We start from the raw sequence: 18,187 nt of genomic DNA, 5'->3' as shown, positions 1-18,187 counted from the left end.
GCATAAATTGATTCCAATAAATGTTAATGATGAAAAAAACGGGTTGGCTTCTTTTAGTCAACAACCAGATTTTGATGAATATGTTAAGATTTTTCTAATTAAAATTAAGAAAAATGAGATTTTTTTATATAAACAAGATGCTGATAAAAAAACTAAAGAAACTGTGATAAAATCAATTATTGAAAGTATGGGGCAATCTATTTTTAGTAATCGAGAAATAAAACCATATGATCCGGTCGTAACGTATAAGAATGTACATGAGCAAGTAGAGGTGTCGAACTACGGAAATATTCAATCTGTAATTTCAAAATTTAATGATGAACAACAACATCTACTTAGTTCGAGTAGTGAAACTGAAAAAACATTACACAATTATTTGGTTGTCATAAAAAAGGATGATTTAATTAATCTTAAATTCATTGGTTCGTTTGTAAATGCATTTCAGTTAGAAAAAAAGTGGATTATTGGTAATTTTACGGATAATAAAATTAATCTACGTAATCAAAATAACCTATTTGGTTTGAATAAGAAGATTGATTTGATGATTGTCAATGATGATAAAATTTTAATCAATCAAGCTGAATCAAAATTTGATTCTATATTTGGAATGAATCAAAAATTTGCTGAGCAAGCAACAGAAATTCTAAATACTAATGCAAATATAAAAACTATATTTGAACAAGCTTCAATTAATTTTTTGAAAACAAAAGTGATCAATGGTAAAAGACTTGCTACGAGGTTAATTAAAATTGTTTCTGATACGAATCGTTTTACAGAAACAGTTAAACATATTGACAAAATACAAACTATAAAAAATGATTCTAATCATAAATTTTATAAAGCAATTGAAGGGGTTACGTTCAGTAATGGAAAGCTAAGTATTACTGATGAGAAAAATTGTGTTCAATTGATTAATGCTATATCAGATGCTCTTGTAACAGCTTATATTTCTGAAGTTGAAACGGTTGAAGAAGGACGTATGTAATGCAGCGAGATCTTTTTTCTAAGTGGACATTGTTTATCACCTCGTACCTACCACTATATTTATGGCTTCTTTTTAGTAATATTAATTATTCCAAATTTTCATTTGAGAGATTAATAGCTCTTGATTTCAATCATAAATTGATTCGTGCAGTTTTTGTTGTTCTAATTTTTATTTCATTTATTAAATTATGGAAATTATTTAAGTTTGATGGTAAGGAAAGTATCAAAATACCGAGAAAAATGGAAATATCACCGGAAAGTGATTCATTGATGAACTACATTGTTACGTATTTTACTCCGTTACTGTCTTTTGATATGAATAATACAACTAGTATTATCATGAATTCATTATTATTTCTTTTAATTGGATTGATGTATGTTGGCAGTAATGCAAGTTATCTTAATCCTGTTCTAGGAGTATTTGGATTTAAGATATTTGGAGTTACAGGTTTTCCTCACGCTCATCATATCATAACAAATCTCTCATTTGATGATATAGAAACAGCGAGAGAAACAGATGTAGAATTAACTAGTTATAGATTAGGTGATGGAATTTACATTTTAAAAAGAAAATAGGTAACAATTTTTATTATAAATTATTAACTATAATCCCAGCCAAATCAACCTTTGGCTGGTTTTTATTGTTTAAAGATGGTATAATTAAATTACCTAATAGGTAATTTAATTTAACAGAAAGGAACTTATGAAGCTCATCTATACAAACAAAACTGTTAAAAAGCAGTGCACAGAGCTAAGGCAGGCGAAAAAGGATTTTTCGGATAAGGTTGCTGTAAAGTTGCATCTCTTGATCAACTTTTTGGAAGCAGCGGATTCTTTGGCTAGTGTGACAGCTTTTCCTAAGTATCACTTTCACCAACTTAAGGGAAAGAGACAGGGACAGTTTGCTTTGGATATAGATGGTCGAAAGAGTTCCTATCGTTTGATTGTAGAATTTCGTGATGAGGATCTAGAAAAGGTTTTTCCTAGTCCCATTGAAATCGAAATCCTAAAAATAGAGGAGGTCAGCAATCACTATGAGTAATAAAATTGTTGAATACAAAGACCTGATTGCTTTTCATCCAGGTCAGTATGTTGAAGAGATGATTGAAGATTATAACGTGACGCAAAAAGAATTTGCGGAGCGTTTAGGAGTTTCTGCAAAGACTGTCAGCAAGCTCGTCAATGCTGAGGAGTCCATTAGTAAAGAAACAGCTCATAAGTTAGCCAAGCTAAGCGGAGTTTCCATGCAAACCTGGCTCAATCTTCAAAATGCTTACGATGTAAAAGTGGCAGAGATTGTAGAACAAAGAGAGCTAGAAGAAGGTTGTGAGAAAGAAATCTGTGAGATGATTGATTTTAAGTATTTTAAGGAAGAGGGCTATGTTATAGAAAAGCGCTATACTTTGAAAGAAAAGATTGTCGAACTTCGCAAGATTCTAGGTGTTGCAAGTTTAGAAAACCTCTTAACTTTCAATCATCTAGTGAGTTATCGGAATACACGTGAGTTCACTACTAAAAGTATAGTGAATTCCAATATCATGCTGGAGTTGGCATCTAAAAAAGCACGTGATAAAACAACTACTAAGCTCAATCGTAGAAAGCTAGAAAGAAGCTTGCCTGCCTTGAGAAAGTTGACCAGACAAGACCCAGAAGTCTTTCCTCAACGCTTGTCTGATATCTTGCTAGACTGTGGTGTTGTCTTAGTCAGTCTACCAGCTTTGCCAAATGCCAATCTGAATGGTGCTACGAAAAAATTTGGAAATGGGAGTGCCATGCTATTACTGACGGATCGAAACAAAGCATCAGATATTTTCTGGTTCTCCCTTTTCCATGAGATTGGGCATATTTTGGAGAATGATTTTTCATCTGATGCTGGAAATAGTGAGTCATACCTTCGTTCCGAGGAGCAGGCAGACCAGTTTGCAAAAGATCTCTTGATTAGACCTGAAGACTATCAAGCTTTTGTTGAAAAAGGGAACTTTGATAAGTCAGATATCCTTTGCTTTGCTGAGGAAATAGATATTCACCCTAGTATTGTCTTAGGACGCTTGCAGAAGGAGCAGTACCTTGGATATGAGCAGTTTAGAGAATTAAAAGAGAACTATTACTTTGTTTCTTGAGCATTTTTGATTTTATGAGAATTTTATTCTAAGAAGTAGTCCGTTTGCTTATTTATCAATGAGAAATAATATTTCATAAACATCCTATCACAAATCAATCAAACTGGTACATTCTGAGCTAGTTCTGATTGGTTTTTCTTATTTCCGGATTTTAAACTGTATTTATTCTGTATTTCAAATAAATAGAGACTTGAAACTTTATCATATAGCTGTTCTTGACTATAACGTTCGGTATTGTTACATTTTTGTTACATTTGTTAGGAGTGTATGAATTGTCAGAAAATTTTTATTATAATATGGTTTATAAATAAAGTAAGGAGACTTCTATGCAAAGACAACGTTTTTCACTCCGTAAATACAAGTTCGGTTTGGCTTCCGTTCTGCTGGGGACTGCCCTGGTTTTTGGTGCGGGACAGGCTCAGGCGGATGAGCAGGTGACAGCTAGTTCGTCAGGGCAAGGCCTGCCGACTGCCACTGTGGTATCAGCGACTGAGCCTGCTTCTCAAGCAGCTACACCTGAGAGTCAGCCGGTAAGTCCAGCACCTGTGGAGAAAGCAGCACCAGCTTCTTCTGAATCGGCTGCTTCAAGTACAGAGCAGGCTAGTCAGCCTTCTACGGCAGATGCTAAGGAAGCATCTGTAGCTCCTGTAGAGAAAGGAGCGACTTCTTCATTAGAAGAGGCTTCTTCAAGTGCTGAGAAGGTAACTCAGCCATCTGCCACAGAGACCAAGCCGACAGATCCGGCTAGTCCGACTGCAGAGTCTCCGTCAGCCGCAAACTCAGAAAAGCCTGCTGCTAATCCTGATGCAGTAGCAGAGTCACCAACTTCTCGGGATGCTAAACCGAGCAGTATCAGTACCAATGAGATCATCAAGGTTCCTCAGACCTGGTCTCAAGGCTATAAAGGTCAAGGCCGTGTGGTAGCGATTATCGATTCAGGTCTGGATGTCCACCATGAGGTTCTGAAGATTTCTGACCCGTCAAAGGCCAAGTATCAGACAGAGGCAGCTTTGGAAGAGGCCAAGAAAAAGGCCGGTATTGACTACGGGAAATGGTACAACAGCAAAGTTGTCTATGCCTATAACTATATCGATGGTGATGACAATATCAAGGAAAAGAATAGTTACTCGCATGGTATGCACGTAACGGGGATTACAGCGGGAAATCCCAACAAGAAAGCTCCTAATGACGAGTATGTCTATGGTGTTGCGCCAGAAGCACAAGTTATGTTTATGAGGGTCTTCTCAGACCGTCAACGTACAACTAGCGACGCTATCTATATCAAAGCCATTGATGATGCGGTGGCTTTGGGAGCTGATACCATCAATATGAGTCTAGGTTCAGCAACAGGTTCAACGGTTGATGTCAGCCCTAGTCTGCAGGCCGCTATTGAGCGCGCTCGAGCCAAGGGGGTGAGCGTTGTCATTGCGGCGGGTAATGATAACACCTTCGGAAGTGAATACTCTAAGCCGCTGGTTGAAAATCCAGACTATGGTCTAGTTGGCAATCCTTCAACAGCAGAAAGCTCTATCTCAGTCGCTTCTGTCAATAACACTGTTCTGACAGAGGAAGTCATGGAAGTTCGTGGTCTGGAAAAGAACGATAAGCTTTTGAACGGTCATTTCAGCTACTCCATGGGCGAGACAAATGCAACCTTTGAAAAGGGCAAGGAATATGAATATGTCCATGTTGGTCTTGGCCGTGAAGAGGACTTTGCTGGTAAGGATTTGACAGGGAAGCTGGCTCTTATCCAGCGAGGTTCCTTTACCTTTGCTGAAAAGGTTAGAAATGCCATCAGCCATGGTGCTGTTGGTGCTCTGATCTACAATAATGTCGACGGAGCTAACCTTACTATGAGCCTGGACAGTGAATCTAAAAAGGTTCCATCAGCCTTTATCAGTAAGGAATATGGAGAGGCTTTGGCAGCTGGTAATTACAAGGTAGTCTTTAATGGTCTTAAGGTCAATCGGCCGCATCCAGGAGCTGGTAGTCTGTCTGACTTCTCTAGTTGGGGTGTAACGACAGATGGCTTGCTCAAGCCAGATGTGACAGCACCAGGTGGCGATATTTACTCTTCGCTTAATGACAATACCTATGGCTCTATGAAGGGAACCAGTATGGCTACGCCTCATGTAGCTGGTGTAGCAGCTCTGGTCAAGGAATATCTCCTTCAGCATTATCCAGACTTAACACCTGCCCAGAATACAGATCTGGTCAAAGCTCTCATCATGTCTACGGCTAAGCTGCACGTCAACAAGGAAACAGGTGTCTATACTTCTCCGCGTCAGCAGGGAGCTGGTATCGTAGATACAGCAGCTGCTATTTCTACTGGTCTCTATGTGACAGGAGATAACCAATATCCTAGCGTTTCCTTGGGCAATGTCCAAGACAGCTTCACCTTTGATGTTACGGTTCATAATATCACTGATAAGGACCGGACGCTGAAGATGATTGTCAATACCAACACGGATGCGGTCAAGGATGGCTACTTTACTCTGACACCGCGCAAACTAACTGAAACAGTCTGGCCAGAAATTACTGTCAAGGCTCACAGCAGCCAGAAAGTGACGGTCAAGGTAAATACTGCTAAGTTTGCAGAAGAGTTGATCAAGCAGATGCCGAATGGCTATTTCCTAGAAGGCTTTGTCCGCTTTGTCGATCCAGCAGATGACGGCGATGTGGTTAGTCTGCCATTTATGGGCTTCCGTGGGCAATTCCAAGATCTTCCAGCTGTAGAAAGACCAATCTATAATCTGGTCCAAGAAGGCAAGTCAGGCTTCTATTACCCAGTGCCAGAGGACAAGGGTATCCTGTCTGATGACAATGTCTCTTCCCTTGTGACGGAGTCAAATGACACACTTTATTCTACCGGTCGAACAGCTGCTCGCAGCTCAATTGTACTGGGAACTGCAGAAAATGCTGATGGTAAGCATGTGCTGCAGCTGGGAGCGGATGGCAAGATTCGTCTGGCCTTCTCACCTAATGGAGATGGTAATCAGGACAGCATCCAGTATCGGACAGTTCTCTATCGCAATATCAATAATCTGACAGCTAGTGTCTATACGGCAGATGATACGGACTATCGCTTCCCAATCTGGCAGAGCAGCACGATTAGAGAAGGCCGCAAGAACTATTATAGTGGTCAGTCAGACAATCCTAAGTCCTACCTACTAGAAGATACATACTGGGATGGTCGTGATAGCAAGGGTGAGAAGCTGGAAGATGGCCTCTATACCTATGTGGTTCGCTATACACCAGATGTACCAGGTGCTAAAGAGCAGCAGATTACCTTTAAGCTGCAGATCGATACGCAGAAACCTTTGATTAGTTCAGGCTATATCAGTACCAAGGATGGCGCAGAAACCTTTACGGCTCGCAAGCCAAAAGATGTCGGCAACGGCGGTATTTTGAGAGAACAGGTCTTCTATCTGCAAGCAGATGAAAAAGGGAAAGAGACTTATAAAGCCGTGGATGATTTTGGCATTGAGCGTGATTACGAGCGTCGGGTTTACATCTCAGCCAATGCGGATGGCAGTTACACCTTGCCAAAAGGAGTGGACAAGTCTAAGATTTTCTATGTGGTAGAGGACTATGCAGGCAACCGTGATGCCATAGCTCTGTCAGAACTGGTCAGTGCTGAAAATGATGGTCGTATCCGTGTCGCTCTGGTAGATGCTAATACACGTCAGGATGTATCGTCGACCTTTGTCTATCGAATCAAGGATAGCAAGGGCAAGTATGTCGAACTGGACAAGGGCAAGAAAATCAACGCTCTGCCATTTGGCCGCTATACAGCAGAGATCTTTACTTATGATAAGGATGGGCTTCGTTTCTATAGCGATCTGACTCAGGAGTTTGAGCTGACAGCCCAAGATAGCTTTAAGACGATTGAGTTTCTAGTCAAGAAGCTGGTCTTTGCACCGGTCAGCGTTGCCTTTGATCAAGCTGTTCCGAAGAATACCCAAGTGGTTCTCAAGAATAATAATGGGGATGCCTATACGCTTCCAGCAGAACTGTTTGGCAAGCATGCCTTTGGAAGATCCGTAGCAGCTGGATTCTACTCTGTCTTTGTCAACCTGCCGACTGGCTACGAGCTCTGGGAAAATGAGCCGACTGTCGAGGTCAAAGAAGGTAAGAATAACCTGCTGAAGCTGGGAGTTATCGTCAAGTCAGGCTTGCTGGCAGCTGTCAATCAGCAGTCTAGTCTGGTCGGCACTGCTCAGTATTACAATGCTTCTGCAGCGAAGCGCACAGCCTACGACCAAGCCTATCAGGCAGCCAAGGAAGCTTTGACAAGCAAACTGACCCAAACGCAAGTCGATGCCGTAAGAGCAAAACTAGAAACAGCATCTGCTGATCTAGACGGCAAGGACTCTGATATTGCTGCGGTTAAAGCGGCAGTAGAGGCTTATGCGGCTACCACTAAGACAGGTACTTATGCCAATGCTAAGGATAAGACTCGTCGCGCTTATGACAAGGCCTTCCAAGCAGTCGCTCTGCTCTTGGTGCAGGACAAGGTGACCCAGGAGCAAATTGATACTGCCCTGGCTCAGCTGACTACAGCAGAGAAGAAGCTGGATGGCAAGGCGACTAACTTTACCAATCTCAAGAAGCTAGTCGATGATGAAGTGCATTACCAAGCCATCAGCAATAAGTTTATCTATGCTACTGACGCGGTTAAGGCGGCTTATCTAGAGGCTTATGCACAGGCTAAGGAAGTTTTGACCAATCCAGGTGCCAGCCAGGAAGATGTCAAAGAAGCCATCGCCAATCTTAGAGCAGCCAAGAGAAAACTTGATGGCAGAAAGCCAAGAGTTGTGAGACCGAAAAAACCTAAACAAGTCTAATTGGTTTAGATTAGTTAAAATCCCTTAAGTTGAAACTTGAGGGATTTTTAGATAAGTATTTTACATTGGCCCTATTTTCTGCTATAATCTTTTTTAGAAAGAATTCTCATTGTCTACTTTTTAGCGAGTTCGGGCTAGTGTGAGCCGGATAGGGAAGCAGTGCAGATGGCGCTTTCGGTTATAATTTTTAAAGTAATGAAGTAATAAATTAGGGTGGAACCGCGTCTTGACGCCCCTAGGTGAAATAGCCTAGGACTGTCGGATGTGGTTCTTTTGCGTACTGAATCCATTGTTCGAAAGAAAGGAGATTCGTGGAGAACCTTTATCTTGTAAAAGACGAGAACCAATTAGCAGCTTTTCGAGATTTCGTCGCAAAGAATTCCGCAAAGTTGCAGGATTATCTAACATTTTTAAAAGACGAGTTTGCGGTTTATGACTTGCCGCAAGCCATCATTTGGTCCGATTTTGATTCTGCTACGCAGATCATTCGGGAAATTCCTGTACCAGCCTATACAAATGATAGGCGGATGGTTATGACTCCCGAATTGACGGTTTGGAAAGATTTGTATCTCCTTCAGTTGGAGAATTACGAGACCTCTCACCAAACTCAAGCAATAGCAAACCACTATCAGTCTTTGTCTGAAAATTCTCTCTTACAGATTGTAGGACATGAGTTGGCTCATTGGTCGGAGCATTTTTTAGATGACTTTGATGGATACGGTGCCTATATCTGGTTTGAAGAAGGGATGGTTGAGTATATTAGCCGCAAGTATTTCTTTACAGATGAGGGATTTCAAACGGAAAAGGCCTGTAATCAGTCTCTTGTTGAGCTCTTTCAGAAAAAGCACGGTTGGCACTCATTGAATGATTTCGGCACTTCGACTTATCAAGGGAATTATGCTAGTATTTTTTACGAATACTGGCGCAGTTTTTTGACAGTCGACAAGTTAGTAGAAAATCTAGGCAGTGTGCAAACGGTCTTTGATTCTTATCATCGGTGGGTAAACACAGATAAAACACTTCCCTTGTTGGATTGGTTCATACAGCAGAAAATAATAGACAAAGAAATATAAACAAATTAAGGAGTAACAAATGTCTAAGAAACTTACCTTTCACCTCGCCAAAGTCAATTGCGAACCTAAAGGTTCGATTGACTGACGACAACCGCTATGGGCGGTTTGTCTAGGCGATGTACTAGCTTTTCAAAAGGGAAATAATCGTTCCCTTTTGAACGCTTCGCAAGAAATCTAAATAAACTAAAGGAGTAAAAAATGTCTAAGAAATTAACCTTTCAGGAAATTATCCTGACTCTACAACAGTTCTGGAATGACCAGGGCTGTATGCTCATGCAGGCTTATGATAATGAGAAGGGAGCGGGAACGATGAGCCCCTACACTTTCCTGCGTGCCATTGGTCCTGAACCATGGAATGCGGCCTATGTAGAGCCGTCTCGTCGGCCAGCAGATGGCCGTTATGGGGAAAATCCGAACCGTCTTTACCAGCACCATCAATTTCAGGTGGTCATGAAGCCATCTCCAAGCAATATCCAAGAACTTTACTTGCAGTCTTTGGAGCTTTTGGGTATCAATCCACTGGAGCACGACATCCGCTTTGTCGAGGATAACTGGGAAAATCCGTCAACTGGATCGGCTGGTCTGGGCTGGGAAGTTTGGCTGGATGGTATGGAAATCACGCAATTCACTTACTTCCAGCAGGTCGGAGGTCTGCCAACTCAGCCGGTGACTGCTGAGGTGACTTATGGCCTGGAGCGTCTGGCTTCTTATATCCAAGAAGTGGACTCAGTTTACGACATTGAGTGGGCTGATGGCGTTAAGTACGGCGAAATTTTCACGCATCCTGAGTATGAACATTCCAAGTACAGCTTTGAGGTCAGCGACCAAGACTTGCTCTTGGGGAATTTTGAGAAGTTTGAAGCGGAAGCCAAGCGCTGTCTGGACGAGCATCTGGTGCACCCGGCCTATGATTACGTTCTCAAATGCTCGCATACCTTTAACCTCTTGGATGCGCGTGGAGCCGTATCTGTGACAGAGCGGGCTGGTTACATTGCCCGTATTCGTAATCTGGCGCGTGTTGTGGCCAAGACCTTTGTGGCTGAGCGCAAGCGTCTGGGCTATCCACTTTTGGATGCTGAGACTCGCGAGAAACTCTTGGCAGAGGAGGGAGAATAATGATTACTACTGATAAATTTCCTAAATTTCCTGAGCCCTCAATTCCATTAATATTTGACATAGAGTTAGAAAAATTAGAAGGTAAAGTTGATCACGAAAGTCTTGATAAAAATTTAAAAGAGGAAAAAATGCCAAGGAAAATCCAAATTTATACTACATTCCCTAATATTACCAATAAAACAATCTCGTTTAAATGGTCAGTCTCTTCTCGTAATGATTGGGAAGCATGCAAAAAAAATCTTGAGAATTTAGAGGCTGAATATTTTTTTGTTCCCTATAAAAATGATAATCAGGAGGTATCAACTCCCACCTATACTTTAACTAAAATTATAAAAGTTATAGTACAACGCTGTGAGGAGGGAGAATAATCATGGTAAAAAATTTATTAGTTGAATTAGGCTTGGAGGAAATGCCAGCCTATGTCGTGACACCGAGCATGAAGCAGTTGCGCGACAAGATGGGAGCCTTCCTGACAGACCATCGTCTGACCTTTGAGAAAATTGAAATGTTCTCTACGCCTCGCCGTTTGGCGGTGCGCGTGGTTGGCTTGGCGGACAAGCAGTCTGATTTGACCGAAGATTTCAAAGGCCCTTCTAAGAAAATTGCTCTGGACGCAGATGGCAACTTTACCAAGGCTGCTGAAGGCTTTGTCCGTGGCAAGGGCTTGACGGTTGAGGACATTACTTTCCGTGAAATCAAAGGGGAAGAATACGTCTATGTGACCAAGGAAGAAATCGGCCGCCCTGTAGAGGAAATCATCCCAGCAGTGACCGAAGTTCTGCAAGCTCTGACCTTCCCTGTCAGCATGCACTGGGCCAACAATACCTTTGAATACATCCGCCCGGTCCACACCTTGACTGTGCTCTTAGATGAGCAGGCCTTTGATTTGGGATTCTTGGACATCAAGAGCGGTCGTACCAGCCGTGGACACCGTTTCTTGGGGAAAGAGACGGAGATTACTTCAGCAGATTCCTATGAAGATGATCTACGGGCTCAGTTTGTCATTGCCAGCCCTCTTGAGCGGGGTGATATGATTGTTGAGCAGATTCGAGCACTGGAAGAGGAGCACGGAGTTTCAATTGAGATTGACGAAGACCTGCTTAATGAAGTGTTGAATCTGGTAGAATATCCAACTGCTTTCTTGGGTAATTTTGATGCCAAATACTTAGAGGTACCTGAGGAAGTCTTGGTAACTTCCATGAAAGAGCACCAGCGTTACTTTGTTGTGCGCGATGCTGAAGGCAAGCTTTTGCCACACTTCATCTCTGTCCGCAACGGAAATGCAGAGCATTTAGAAAATGTCATAAAAGGAAACGAAAAAGTCTTGGTGGCTCGTCTGGAAGATGGGGAATTCTTCTGGCGGGAAGACCAAAAACTGGCTATTGCCGACTTGGTTGAAAAGCTGAGCAATGTGACCTTCCACGAAAAGATTGGCTCTCTGGCAGAGCACATGGAGCGGACTGGCAAGATTGCTGCTCTCTTGGCGCAAGAAGCAGGATTGGATGCTGATGAGACAGCTGACTTGGCTCGTGCAGCGGCTATTTATAAGTTTGATTTGCTGACTGGCATGGTTGGTGAGTTTGATGAGCTGCAAGGTATCATGGGCGAGAAGTATGCTCTTCTGGCTGGTGAGAATGCTGCGGTGGCAGCTGCTATTCGGGAGCACTATATGCCGACATCAGCCGATGGGGAATTGCCTGACACCAAGGTCGGAGCGGTCTTGGCTCTGGCTGATAAGCTGGACACCATTCTGTCCTTCTTCTCTGTTGGCTTGATTCCGAGCGGTTCCAATGACCCGTATGCACTACGCCGTGCGACTCAGGGTGTTGTGCGTATCTTGGACAAGTTTGGCTGGAACATTGACTTGGCTCATCTTCTTGGTCGACTTTACGAACTCAAGTTTGATAGCTTAAGCTATGACAATCAAGAGGCAGTGCTGGACTTCTTCCGTGCCCGCGTTGAGAAGATGATGGATCGCAGCATTCCGAAAGACATCGTGACGGCTGTTCTTCAAGACACTAATTTCGTCGTACGCGATTTGGTAGAAACAGCTGCGCTTCTAGCAGAAAAAGCTCAGGAAGACAACTTTAAGTCGGCAGTGGAAAGCCTGTCGCGGGTCTTCAATCTTGCTGAGAAAGCCCAAGGGCAGACAGCTATCAATTCAGCACTCTTTGAAAATCAAGAGGAAAAAGACTTGGCAGCTGCCATTGAAGCAGTGGAGCTGACATCTGACTTGGCTGCCAATCTGGACCAACTCTTTGCCCTCAGTCCAGTTATCGATGCTTTCTTTGACCATACCATGGTTATGGCAGAAGATGAGGCTGTGCGTAACAACCGCCTAGCTCTCCTAGCTTCTTTGACGGCCAAGGCTGGACAGCTGGCGCAGTTTAATCAGATTAATACCAAATAAAAGGTAAGAGAGGTAGAATCATGGATCCTAAAAAAATTGAACGTATCAATGAACTGGCTAAGAAGAAAAAAACAGAAGGTCTAACTGCTGAGGAAAAAGTGGAACAAGCCAAGCTTCGTGAAGAGTATATCGAAGGCTACCGTCGCTCTGTTCGCCATCACATCGAAGGCATCAAGATTGTTGATGAGGATGGCAATGATGTGACACCTGAGAAGTTGCGTCAAGTTCAGCGCGAGAAAGGCCTTCACGGCCGTAGTCTGGATGACCCAGAGTCTTAAAGTAATATAAAAAAATCCCTCGCTAGGAAGCTAGAAAGTTCCTGTCGAGGGATTCTTTTATTCTTGTTTATGTTTTTTCAAAATGCGGAGAGCTACATAGATGCAGCTAGCGATGATTGCTACATCCAGCCAGAAAATCCAAGGCTCCGTGATACGGAAAAAGAAATAAGCAGCGATGGCAATAATGAGGGATAGAATCCCTAAATCCATTTTTTCTTTGAGATTGAGTCTCATAGGTCTTCTTCCTCCTTTTTTTGTGCTTGGCGAATCTTTCCTTTGGCAATGAAATGCATGATCAGTCCAAATCCAAGGCCTGCGGCTAATCCAGTTACAATAAGTTTAGGTTGAAGCAAAACTTGTAGGATATCTTTCTTTTCCATGACAGCTATCATGATGCTAAAGAGAGGGTAAAAGAGCAGCCAATAGGAGAAGCCTGCTTTGAGGCCAGCATGCTTCATGGCTTTTTCTTCTTTTTCATCCTGAAGTCCTAGCTCTAGGCCATCAATTCCTTTGCGCCGTGCTTGAATGACTATATAGACACAGAAGCCGAGGATAAGGATTTCCAGCAGGATTGGATAGGCAAGAGCGATAATTTGGGGCCAGCGAAAGGCTAGGGGAAAGGCGATGGCATTGCCAAAAATCAGAATAAAGAAAAGCCAGATAAAGCCTATATTTCCTAGATGCTCAGCCTGTTGGCGTTTTTGCTCGTCCAGAGGTCCAGTAATACCGTAAAATCGTTTAATCATCTTGTCTGAGAATGTTTCTTTTTTCATGTTTGTGTCCTTTCTAGCTTAAGTCAAGGGGTTATTCGCTCTGTTCAGTATGGTGTTTGCGTGATTTGAAGTAAAAACTGATAAAAACACCTAAAATGCTAGCGACCAAGGCTGTTTTCAGGATTCGATCAGCTTGTAAAAAGAGAGTGAAAAAGTCTTGCTTGAGAGTGACTGCTTCTATAAGGCTAAAGATAGGATGGAAAGTCAATCCAATGAAGAGTGCAATCTTAAGACCAGGATATTGAAGCTTGCGCCTTTCTTTTTCACTCATGAGTTCCAAATCCAAATCTGCCAGGTGCTTTTTCTCAGACCTGAAGTAAATGACACCAGCTATTATAAAGGTAAGAAGTTCTATAATAATGGGGTAAATCCGAGCATCTAAGCCTGGATAGATATCGGCTAGCATGAAAGCTAGGAAATTACTAACTTGCAAAATCAAGAAAAGCCAAATAAAGCCTATATTTCCTAGATGCTCAGCCTGTTGGCGCTTTTGCTCGTCCAAAGGTCCAGTAATACCGTAAAATCGTTTGATCATCTTGTCTGAGAATGTTTCTTTTTTCATGTTTGAGTCCTTTCTTTAGGTATGAAATTTGCTGCAGGGAAGAATTCTTAGTCCTCTGAATCTTCATCTGTCAGCTGGGGTTCCCAAAAGAGGGCGTTGAGGTCAGTATCCAGCGCTCTAGCCAGATTGATACAGAGCTCGAGGGTGGGGTTGTATTTGTTGTTTTCAATCATATTGATAGTTTGCCGCGATACCCCGATAGACTTGGCCAACTCTAGCTGAGACATCTTTTTTTCTTTTCGAAATTCTTTGACACGATTCATTACACCCTTCCTTTCTAATACTATAACTGATAACTTCCAGTATGTTTGTCAGTTATATTTGACTTTTATTTTATGCTAGTATAATACTTTTTGAAAAAAGTGTCAAGTATATCTGACAAAAAATTTAAAAAAGGATTTCATCCGCTTACTTTTTCTTTTAAATTTTTTTTTGCTTTTGAATGTGATATAATAAGTAAGATATGACAAACGAATTTCATCACATTACTGTTCTTCTTCATGAAACGGTTGACCAGCTGGCTGTTAAGCCTGAAGGCATCTATGTCGATGCGACCCTTGGGGGTGCTGGTCACAGCGAATATCTTTTGAGCCAGCTCGGAGATGAGGGGCATCTCTATGCTTTCGATCAGGACCAGACGGCTATTGACAATGCTAAAAAGCGCCTGGCTCCTTATGTAGAGCGGGGGATGGTGACCTTTATCAAGGACAATTTCCGCCACCTCAAGAGCCGTTTGCAAGAAGCTGGTGTGGAAGAAATTGATGGGATTTGTTATGACTTAGGCGTTTCCAGCCCTCAGCTGGATCAGCGTGAGCGTGGTTTTTCCTATAAACAGGATGCGCCTTTGGATATGCGCATGAACCGCGATGCAGCCTTGACAGCTTTTGAGGTTGTCAATCATTATAGCTATCAGGATTTGGTACGAATCTTTTTTAAATATGGCGAAGACAAGTTTTCTAAGCAGATTGCTCGCAAGATTGAGCAGGCTAGAAGTGTCAAACCCATTGAAACAACGACAGAACTGGCTGAAATTATCAAGTCAGCCAAGCCAGCTAAGGAGCTGAAGAAGAAAGGCCATCCAGCCAAGCAGATTTTTCAGGCCATTCGGATTGAGGTCAATGATGAGTTGGGAGCGGCGGATGAGTCTATTCAGCAGGCCATTGATCTGCTAGCGGTGGACGGCCGGATTGCGGTCATTACCTTTCATTCGCTAGAAGACCGTCTGACCAAGCAGCTTTTCAAGGAGGCGTCAACAGTGGATGTTCCCAAGGGCCTGCCCTTCATCCCAGATGAACTGCAGCCTAAGCTGGAGCTGGTCAGCCGCAAACCAATTTTACCAAGCAAAGAAGAATTAGAAAGCAATAACCGGGCTCATTCCGCTAAGCTGCGCGTGGCCCGTAAGATACACAAGTGAGGAAAAAATGTCAGAAAAAAGACCAAACCCGCTTCAAGATCAGATGCGAAAATTTTCCCGAGTTGAGAAGGCCTTTTACGGCTCCATCGTTTTGACTGCCATTATTTTAGCAGTCAGCATCGTCTTTATGCAGACCAAGCTATTGCAGGTAGATCGGGATTTGACGGAAGTCAATACACAGATCGAAGCGGAGCAGACAGAGCTAGCCGACATCAAGCAGGAAGTCAATGAACTGACCCGCTATGAAAGACTGTCCCAGTTAGCCAGCTCTCAGGATATGAAACTCCAGAAGGGAAATCGTAAAACAGTGAGTTCAACGGATGAAGAATAGAATTTTTGAAAGAATTAAAAAATACGCCCTGAAAAATAGGCAAACCCCTGAATACAATCGGCGGCAAGTGGGAAAGAGCATGAGCATCTTAGCTATCTTTCTCTTTTTCGTTTTCTTGATTAATTTTGCCATCATTATCGGGACAGACCAGAAGTTCGGGGTTAATCTATCAAAGGGTGCAGAAGTAGTCCATCAAAAGACGGTCACAGTCGCTGCCCGGCGGGGAACAATCTATGACCGAAATGGAGTTCCCATTGCAGAGGATGCCACGACCTATAATGTCTATGCCATTATTGACAAGAGTTACAAGTCAGCTACTGGCAAGATTCTCTACGTAGAAGAATCCCAGTATGATAAGGTGGCAGAGATTTTCAATCAATACCTAGAGCTGGATAAGGACTATGTCAAAACCCAGCTGGCTCAGAAAAATCTCAAGCAGGTTTCCTTCGGGGCACAGGGCAATGGCATTACCTACAGTAATATGAATGCTATGCGGGAAGCCTTTGAAGCTGCTGGTATTGAAGGGATTGACTTTACTACCAGTCCTAACCGCAGTTATAGTAACGGTGTCTTTGCCTCCCAGTTTATCGGTCTTGCCCAGCTGCAGGAGGATAAGGAAGGCAATAAGACGCTGAAAGGGACTTCTGGCATGGAGCAGGCACTGGATAGGATTCTTGCTGGTCAGAATGGGATTGTGACCTATGAAAAAGACCGAAACGGTAATGTTGTACCTGGGTCAGAAAAGGTCTCTGTACAAGCAGAGGACGGCAAGGACGTCTATACAACGCTGTCGGCTGATTTGCAAACCTACCTAGAAACGCGGATGAATGCCTTCCAGGAAAAGGTTAAAGGCAAGTTTGTCAATGCAACCTTGGTCAGTGCCAAGACCGGCGAAATCCTAGCTACTTCTCAACGGCCGACCTATAATGCAGATACCAAGGAAGGCTTGAATGAGAAAAATCTGATCAACTGGAACACCATGCTCTATCAAGGCCAGTATGAGCCTGGATCTACTATGAAGGTTATGACTCTGGCTTCAGCTATTGATAATGGCAGCTTTAATCCTAACGATACCTTTGACAGTAGAGAATACAAGGTCATGGATGCGACCATTCGGGACTGGAATGTCAACATGGGGATTTCAGAAGGGGAAACCCTGACCTTTGCCCAAGGATTTACCTATTCCAGTAACGTTGGTATGACTATTTTGGAACAGAAGATGGGCAATGACAAGTGGCTGGACTACTTGAGTAAGTTTAAGTTTGGTCTGCCGACCCGATTTGGGATGGGGAATGAAACTTATGGCTCCTTGCCAGGTGATAACTATGTTACGATTGCCATGAGTTCTTTCGGTCAAGGGATTGGTGTGACCCAGGTGCAGATGCTGCGTGCCTTCTCATCCGTTGCCAATGACGGCGTCATGGTGGAGCCTAAGTTTATCAATGCCATCCATGATCCAAAAACCAATACAGCTCGTAAGACAGCGACAGAAATTATCGGAAATCCTGTCTCAGAAAAAGCAGCTCAAACCACTCGGGATTATATGGTTCAGGTCGGAACAGACCCTTACCACGGAACCCTGAATGTCGGTGGAGAACCCGTCATACAAGTGGCTGGTCAGAATGTCGCTGTTAAGTCAGGGACCGCTCAGATCGCTTCTGAAAATGGTTATCTAGAGGGTGAGAACGACAACATCTACTCAGTTGTTGCCATGACGCCGGCAGAAAATCCTGAATTTATCATGTATGTGACAGTTCAGCAGCCCGAGGAAAAATTCCAGCCAATATTCTGGCAGGAAGTGGTCAATCCGGTCTTGGAAGAAGCTGTCGCTCTCAAAGACAGTCTTAATCTGACGACAGAGACAACTCCAGCTCTTGAAACAGTCACTGAAGAAACCAGCTATAAAATGCCATCACTGGAAGATCTGACCAAGCAACTAGGGCTAAAACATCAAATCAGTCCTGGCGGATTGGCAGATGAATTGAGCCGCAACCTCGTCCAACCAATTGTACTAGGAACAGGTGGCAAGATTAAAAAAGTATCTGTCAAAGAGGGCAAAAATCTCAAGGCCAACCAGCAGGTTTTGATCTTGTCAGATGATTTAGACAGTCTGCCTGATATGTACGGCTGGACCAAGGCCAATGTCGAACGTTTTGCGAAGTGGCAGGACATTGAAGTCACTTTCAAAGGAGAGGGCTCCAAGGTCGTCAAGCAGAGCGAAAAGACCAATACTTCGCTGAAAAATCTCAAGAAAATAACAATTACAATGGGAGACTAAT

17 protein-coding genes are annotated in these 18,187 nt (G+C 43.0%); 13 read left to right on the top strand and 4 right to left on the bottom strand.

What is annotated here, in order from left to right:
• Positions 1 to 7: 7 nt before the first annotated feature.
• The 10 genes from RSK81_RS10100 (at position 8) to RSK81_RS10055 (ending at position 12,828) form a co-directional block, all read left to right on the top strand.
• Positions 8 to 985: a hypothetical protein gene (locus tag RSK81_RS10100; protein WP_002911271.1), complete on the top strand. Its 978-nt coding sequence runs from the start codon at positions 8 to 10 to the stop codon at positions 983 to 985.
• Entirely contained in the window at positions 985 to 1,560 is a 576-nt protein-coding gene (locus RSK81_RS10095) for a hypothetical protein (RefSeq protein WP_002911272.1), read from the top strand. The genes RSK81_RS10100 and RSK81_RS10095 overlap by 1 nt, the downstream gene beginning before the upstream one ends.
• Before the next feature lie 127 nt (positions 1,561 to 1,687).
• Positions 1,688 to 2,026 carry a type II toxin-antitoxin system RelE/ParE family toxin gene (locus RSK81_RS10090; protein WP_002911273.1) on the top strand — a complete coding sequence of 113 codons (339 nt, stop codon included), beginning with the start codon at positions 1,688 to 1,690 and terminating at the stop codon, positions 2,024 to 2,026.
• Positions 2,019 to 3,104, top strand: coding sequence for a HigA family addiction module antitoxin (locus RSK81_RS10085; protein ID WP_002911274.1), 1,086 nt, complete (start codon positions 2,019 to 2,021; stop codon positions 3,102 to 3,104). The genes RSK81_RS10090 and RSK81_RS10085 overlap by 8 nt, the downstream gene beginning before the upstream one ends.
• A gap of 326 nt (positions 3,105 to 3,430) precedes the next feature.
• A complete protein-coding gene (locus RSK81_RS10080) occupies positions 3,431 to 7,951 on the top strand; it encodes a S8 family serine peptidase (RefSeq protein ID WP_315686704.1) in 4,521 nt (1,506 codons plus the stop codon).
• A 311-nt stretch (positions 7,952 to 8,262) separates the two neighbouring features.
• Positions 8,263 to 9,024 carry an elongation factor Tu gene (locus tag RSK81_RS10075; RefSeq protein ID WP_315686702.1) on the top strand — a complete coding sequence of 254 codons (762 nt, stop codon included), beginning with the start codon at positions 8,263 to 8,265 and terminating at the stop codon, positions 9,022 to 9,024.
• Between the two features lie 198 nt (positions 9,025 to 9,222).
• Positions 9,223 to 10,140 (top strand): glycine--tRNA ligase subunit alpha, encoded by a 918-nt coding sequence (gene glyQ, locus RSK81_RS10070; RefSeq protein WP_002893545.1) that lies wholly within the window; start codon positions 9,223 to 9,225, stop codon positions 10,138 to 10,140.
• Positions 10,140 to 10,508 (top strand): hypothetical protein, encoded by a 369-nt coding sequence (locus RSK81_RS10065; protein ID WP_268681653.1) that lies wholly within the window; start codon positions 10,140 to 10,142, stop codon positions 10,506 to 10,508. The genes glyQ and RSK81_RS10065 overlap by 1 nt, the downstream gene beginning before the upstream one ends.
• A gap of 2 nt (positions 10,509 to 10,510) precedes the next feature.
• Positions 10,511 to 12,550 (top strand): glycine--tRNA ligase subunit beta, encoded by a 2,040-nt coding sequence (gene glyS, locus RSK81_RS10060; protein WP_315686699.1) that lies wholly within the window; start codon positions 10,511 to 10,513, stop codon positions 12,548 to 12,550.
• A 20-nt stretch (positions 12,551 to 12,570) separates the two neighbouring features.
• Positions 12,571 to 12,828 carry a DUF896 family protein gene (locus tag RSK81_RS10055; RefSeq protein WP_002916326.1) on the top strand — a complete coding sequence of 86 codons (258 nt, stop codon included), beginning with the start codon at positions 12,571 to 12,573 and terminating at the stop codon, positions 12,826 to 12,828.
• A gap of 57 nt (positions 12,829 to 12,885) precedes the next feature.
• Here the strand turns inward: RSK81_RS10055 and RSK81_RS10050 are convergent, their stop codons facing one another.
• Genes RSK81_RS10050 through RSK81_RS10035 form a run of 4 tightly spaced genes read right to left on the bottom strand, consistent with a single transcriptional unit; the run spans position 12,886 to position 14,426 of the window.
• Positions 12,886 to 13,062, bottom strand: a complete 177-nt coding sequence (locus tag RSK81_RS10050) for a hypothetical protein (protein WP_002901317.1) — start codon at positions 13,060 to 13,062, stop codon at positions 12,886 to 12,888.
• Positions 13,059 to 13,601, bottom strand: coding sequence for a DUF3278 domain-containing protein (locus RSK81_RS10045; protein ID WP_002916325.1), 543 nt, complete (start codon positions 13,599 to 13,601; stop codon positions 13,059 to 13,061). Before RSK81_RS10045 ends, RSK81_RS10050 begins: the two co-directional genes overlap by 4 nt.
• 31 nt (positions 13,602 to 13,632) lie before the next feature.
• Complete coding sequence (locus tag RSK81_RS10040; RefSeq protein ID WP_315686696.1) at positions 13,633 to 14,163, bottom strand: DUF3278 domain-containing protein; 531 nt, start codon at positions 14,161 to 14,163, stop codon at positions 13,633 to 13,635.
• A gap of 47 nt (positions 14,164 to 14,210) precedes the next feature.
• A complete protein-coding gene (locus RSK81_RS10035) occupies positions 14,211 to 14,426 on the bottom strand; it encodes a helix-turn-helix transcriptional regulator (RefSeq protein ID WP_002896937.1) in 216 nt (71 codons plus the stop codon).
• 200 nt (positions 14,427 to 14,626) lie between these two features.
• On the opposite strand from RSK81_RS10035, the gene rsmH reads away from it, so the two are divergent.
• From rsmH to pbp2X, 3 genes are read left to right on the top strand one after another with little or no spacing between them, the layout of a single operon-like run.
• On the top strand, positions 14,627 to 15,577 hold the full coding sequence (gene rsmH / locus RSK81_RS10030) for a 16S rRNA (cytosine(1402)-N(4))-methyltransferase RsmH (protein ID WP_004185595.1): 951 nt from the start codon (positions 14,627 to 14,629) through the stop codon (positions 15,575 to 15,577).
• A gap of 7 nt (positions 15,578 to 15,584) precedes the next feature.
• Entirely contained in the window at positions 15,585 to 15,908 is a 324-nt protein-coding gene (gene ftsL / locus RSK81_RS10025; RefSeq protein ID WP_002893529.1) for a cell division protein FtsL, read from the top strand.
• On the top strand, positions 15,898 to 18,186 hold the full coding sequence (pbp2X, locus tag RSK81_RS10020) for a penicillin-binding protein PBP2X (protein WP_315686692.1): 2,289 nt from the start codon (positions 15,898 to 15,900) through the stop codon (positions 18,184 to 18,186). The genes ftsL and pbp2X overlap by 11 nt, the downstream gene beginning before the upstream one ends.
• Position 18,187 lies beyond the last annotated feature (1 nt).

This window comes from Streptococcus sp. DTU_2020_1000888_1_SI_GRL_NUU_041A (assembly GCF_032387735.1).
Taxonomy (GTDB): domain Bacteria; phylum Bacillota; class Bacilli; order Lactobacillales; family Streptococcaceae; genus Streptococcus; species Streptococcus sanguinis.
This window is presented reverse-complemented; position numbering and strand designations above follow the sequence as displayed.

Excerpts from the sequence above, each read along its gene's own strand:
- rsmH (WP_004185595.1), top strand. The coding sequence starts at position 14,627 with ATGACAAACGAATTTCATCACATTACTGTTCTTCTTCATGAAACGGTT.
- pbp2X (WP_315686692.1), top strand. The coding sequence starts at position 15,898 with ATGAAGAATAGAATTTTTGAAAGAATTAAAAAATACGCCCTGAAAAAT.
- RSK81_RS10040 (WP_315686696.1), bottom strand. The coding sequence starts at position 14,163 with ATGAAAAAAGAAACATTCTCAGACAAGATGATCAAACGATTTTACGGT.
- ftsL (WP_002893529.1), top strand. The coding sequence starts at position 15,585 with ATGTCAGAAAAAAGACCAAACCCGCTTCAAGATCAGATGCGAAAATTT.
- glyQ (WP_002893545.1), top strand. The coding sequence starts at position 9,223 with ATGTCTAAGAAATTAACCTTTCAGGAAATTATCCTGACTCTACAACAG.
- RSK81_RS10090 (WP_002911273.1), top strand. The coding sequence starts at position 1,688 with ATGAAGCTCATCTATACAAACAAAACTGTTAAAAAGCAGTGCACAGAG.
- RSK81_RS10095 (WP_002911272.1), top strand. The coding sequence starts at position 985 with ATGCAGCGAGATCTTTTTTCTAAGTGGACATTGTTTATCACCTCGTAC.
- RSK81_RS10080 (WP_315686704.1), top strand. The coding sequence starts at position 3,431 with ATGCAAAGACAACGTTTTTCACTCCGTAAATACAAGTTCGGTTTGGCT.
- glyS (WP_315686699.1), top strand. The coding sequence starts at position 10,511 with ATGGTAAAAAATTTATTAGTTGAATTAGGCTTGGAGGAAATGCCAGCC.
- RSK81_RS10050 (WP_002901317.1), bottom strand. The coding sequence starts at position 13,062 with ATGAGACTCAATCTCAAAGAAAAAATGGATTTAGGGATTCTATCCCTC.
- RSK81_RS10055 (WP_002916326.1), top strand. The coding sequence starts at position 12,571 with ATGGATCCTAAAAAAATTGAACGTATCAATGAACTGGCTAAGAAGAAA.
- RSK81_RS10035 (WP_002896937.1), bottom strand. The coding sequence starts at position 14,426 with ATGAATCGTGTCAAAGAATTTCGAAAAGAAAAAAAGATGTCTCAGCTA.
- RSK81_RS10085 (WP_002911274.1), top strand. The coding sequence starts at position 2,019 with ATGAGTAATAAAATTGTTGAATACAAAGACCTGATTGCTTTTCATCCA.
- RSK81_RS10065 (WP_268681653.1), top strand. The coding sequence starts at position 10,140 with ATGATTACTACTGATAAATTTCCTAAATTTCCTGAGCCCTCAATTCCA.
- RSK81_RS10045 (WP_002916325.1), bottom strand. The coding sequence starts at position 13,601 with ATGAAAAAAGAAACATTCTCAGACAAGATGATTAAACGATTTTACGGT.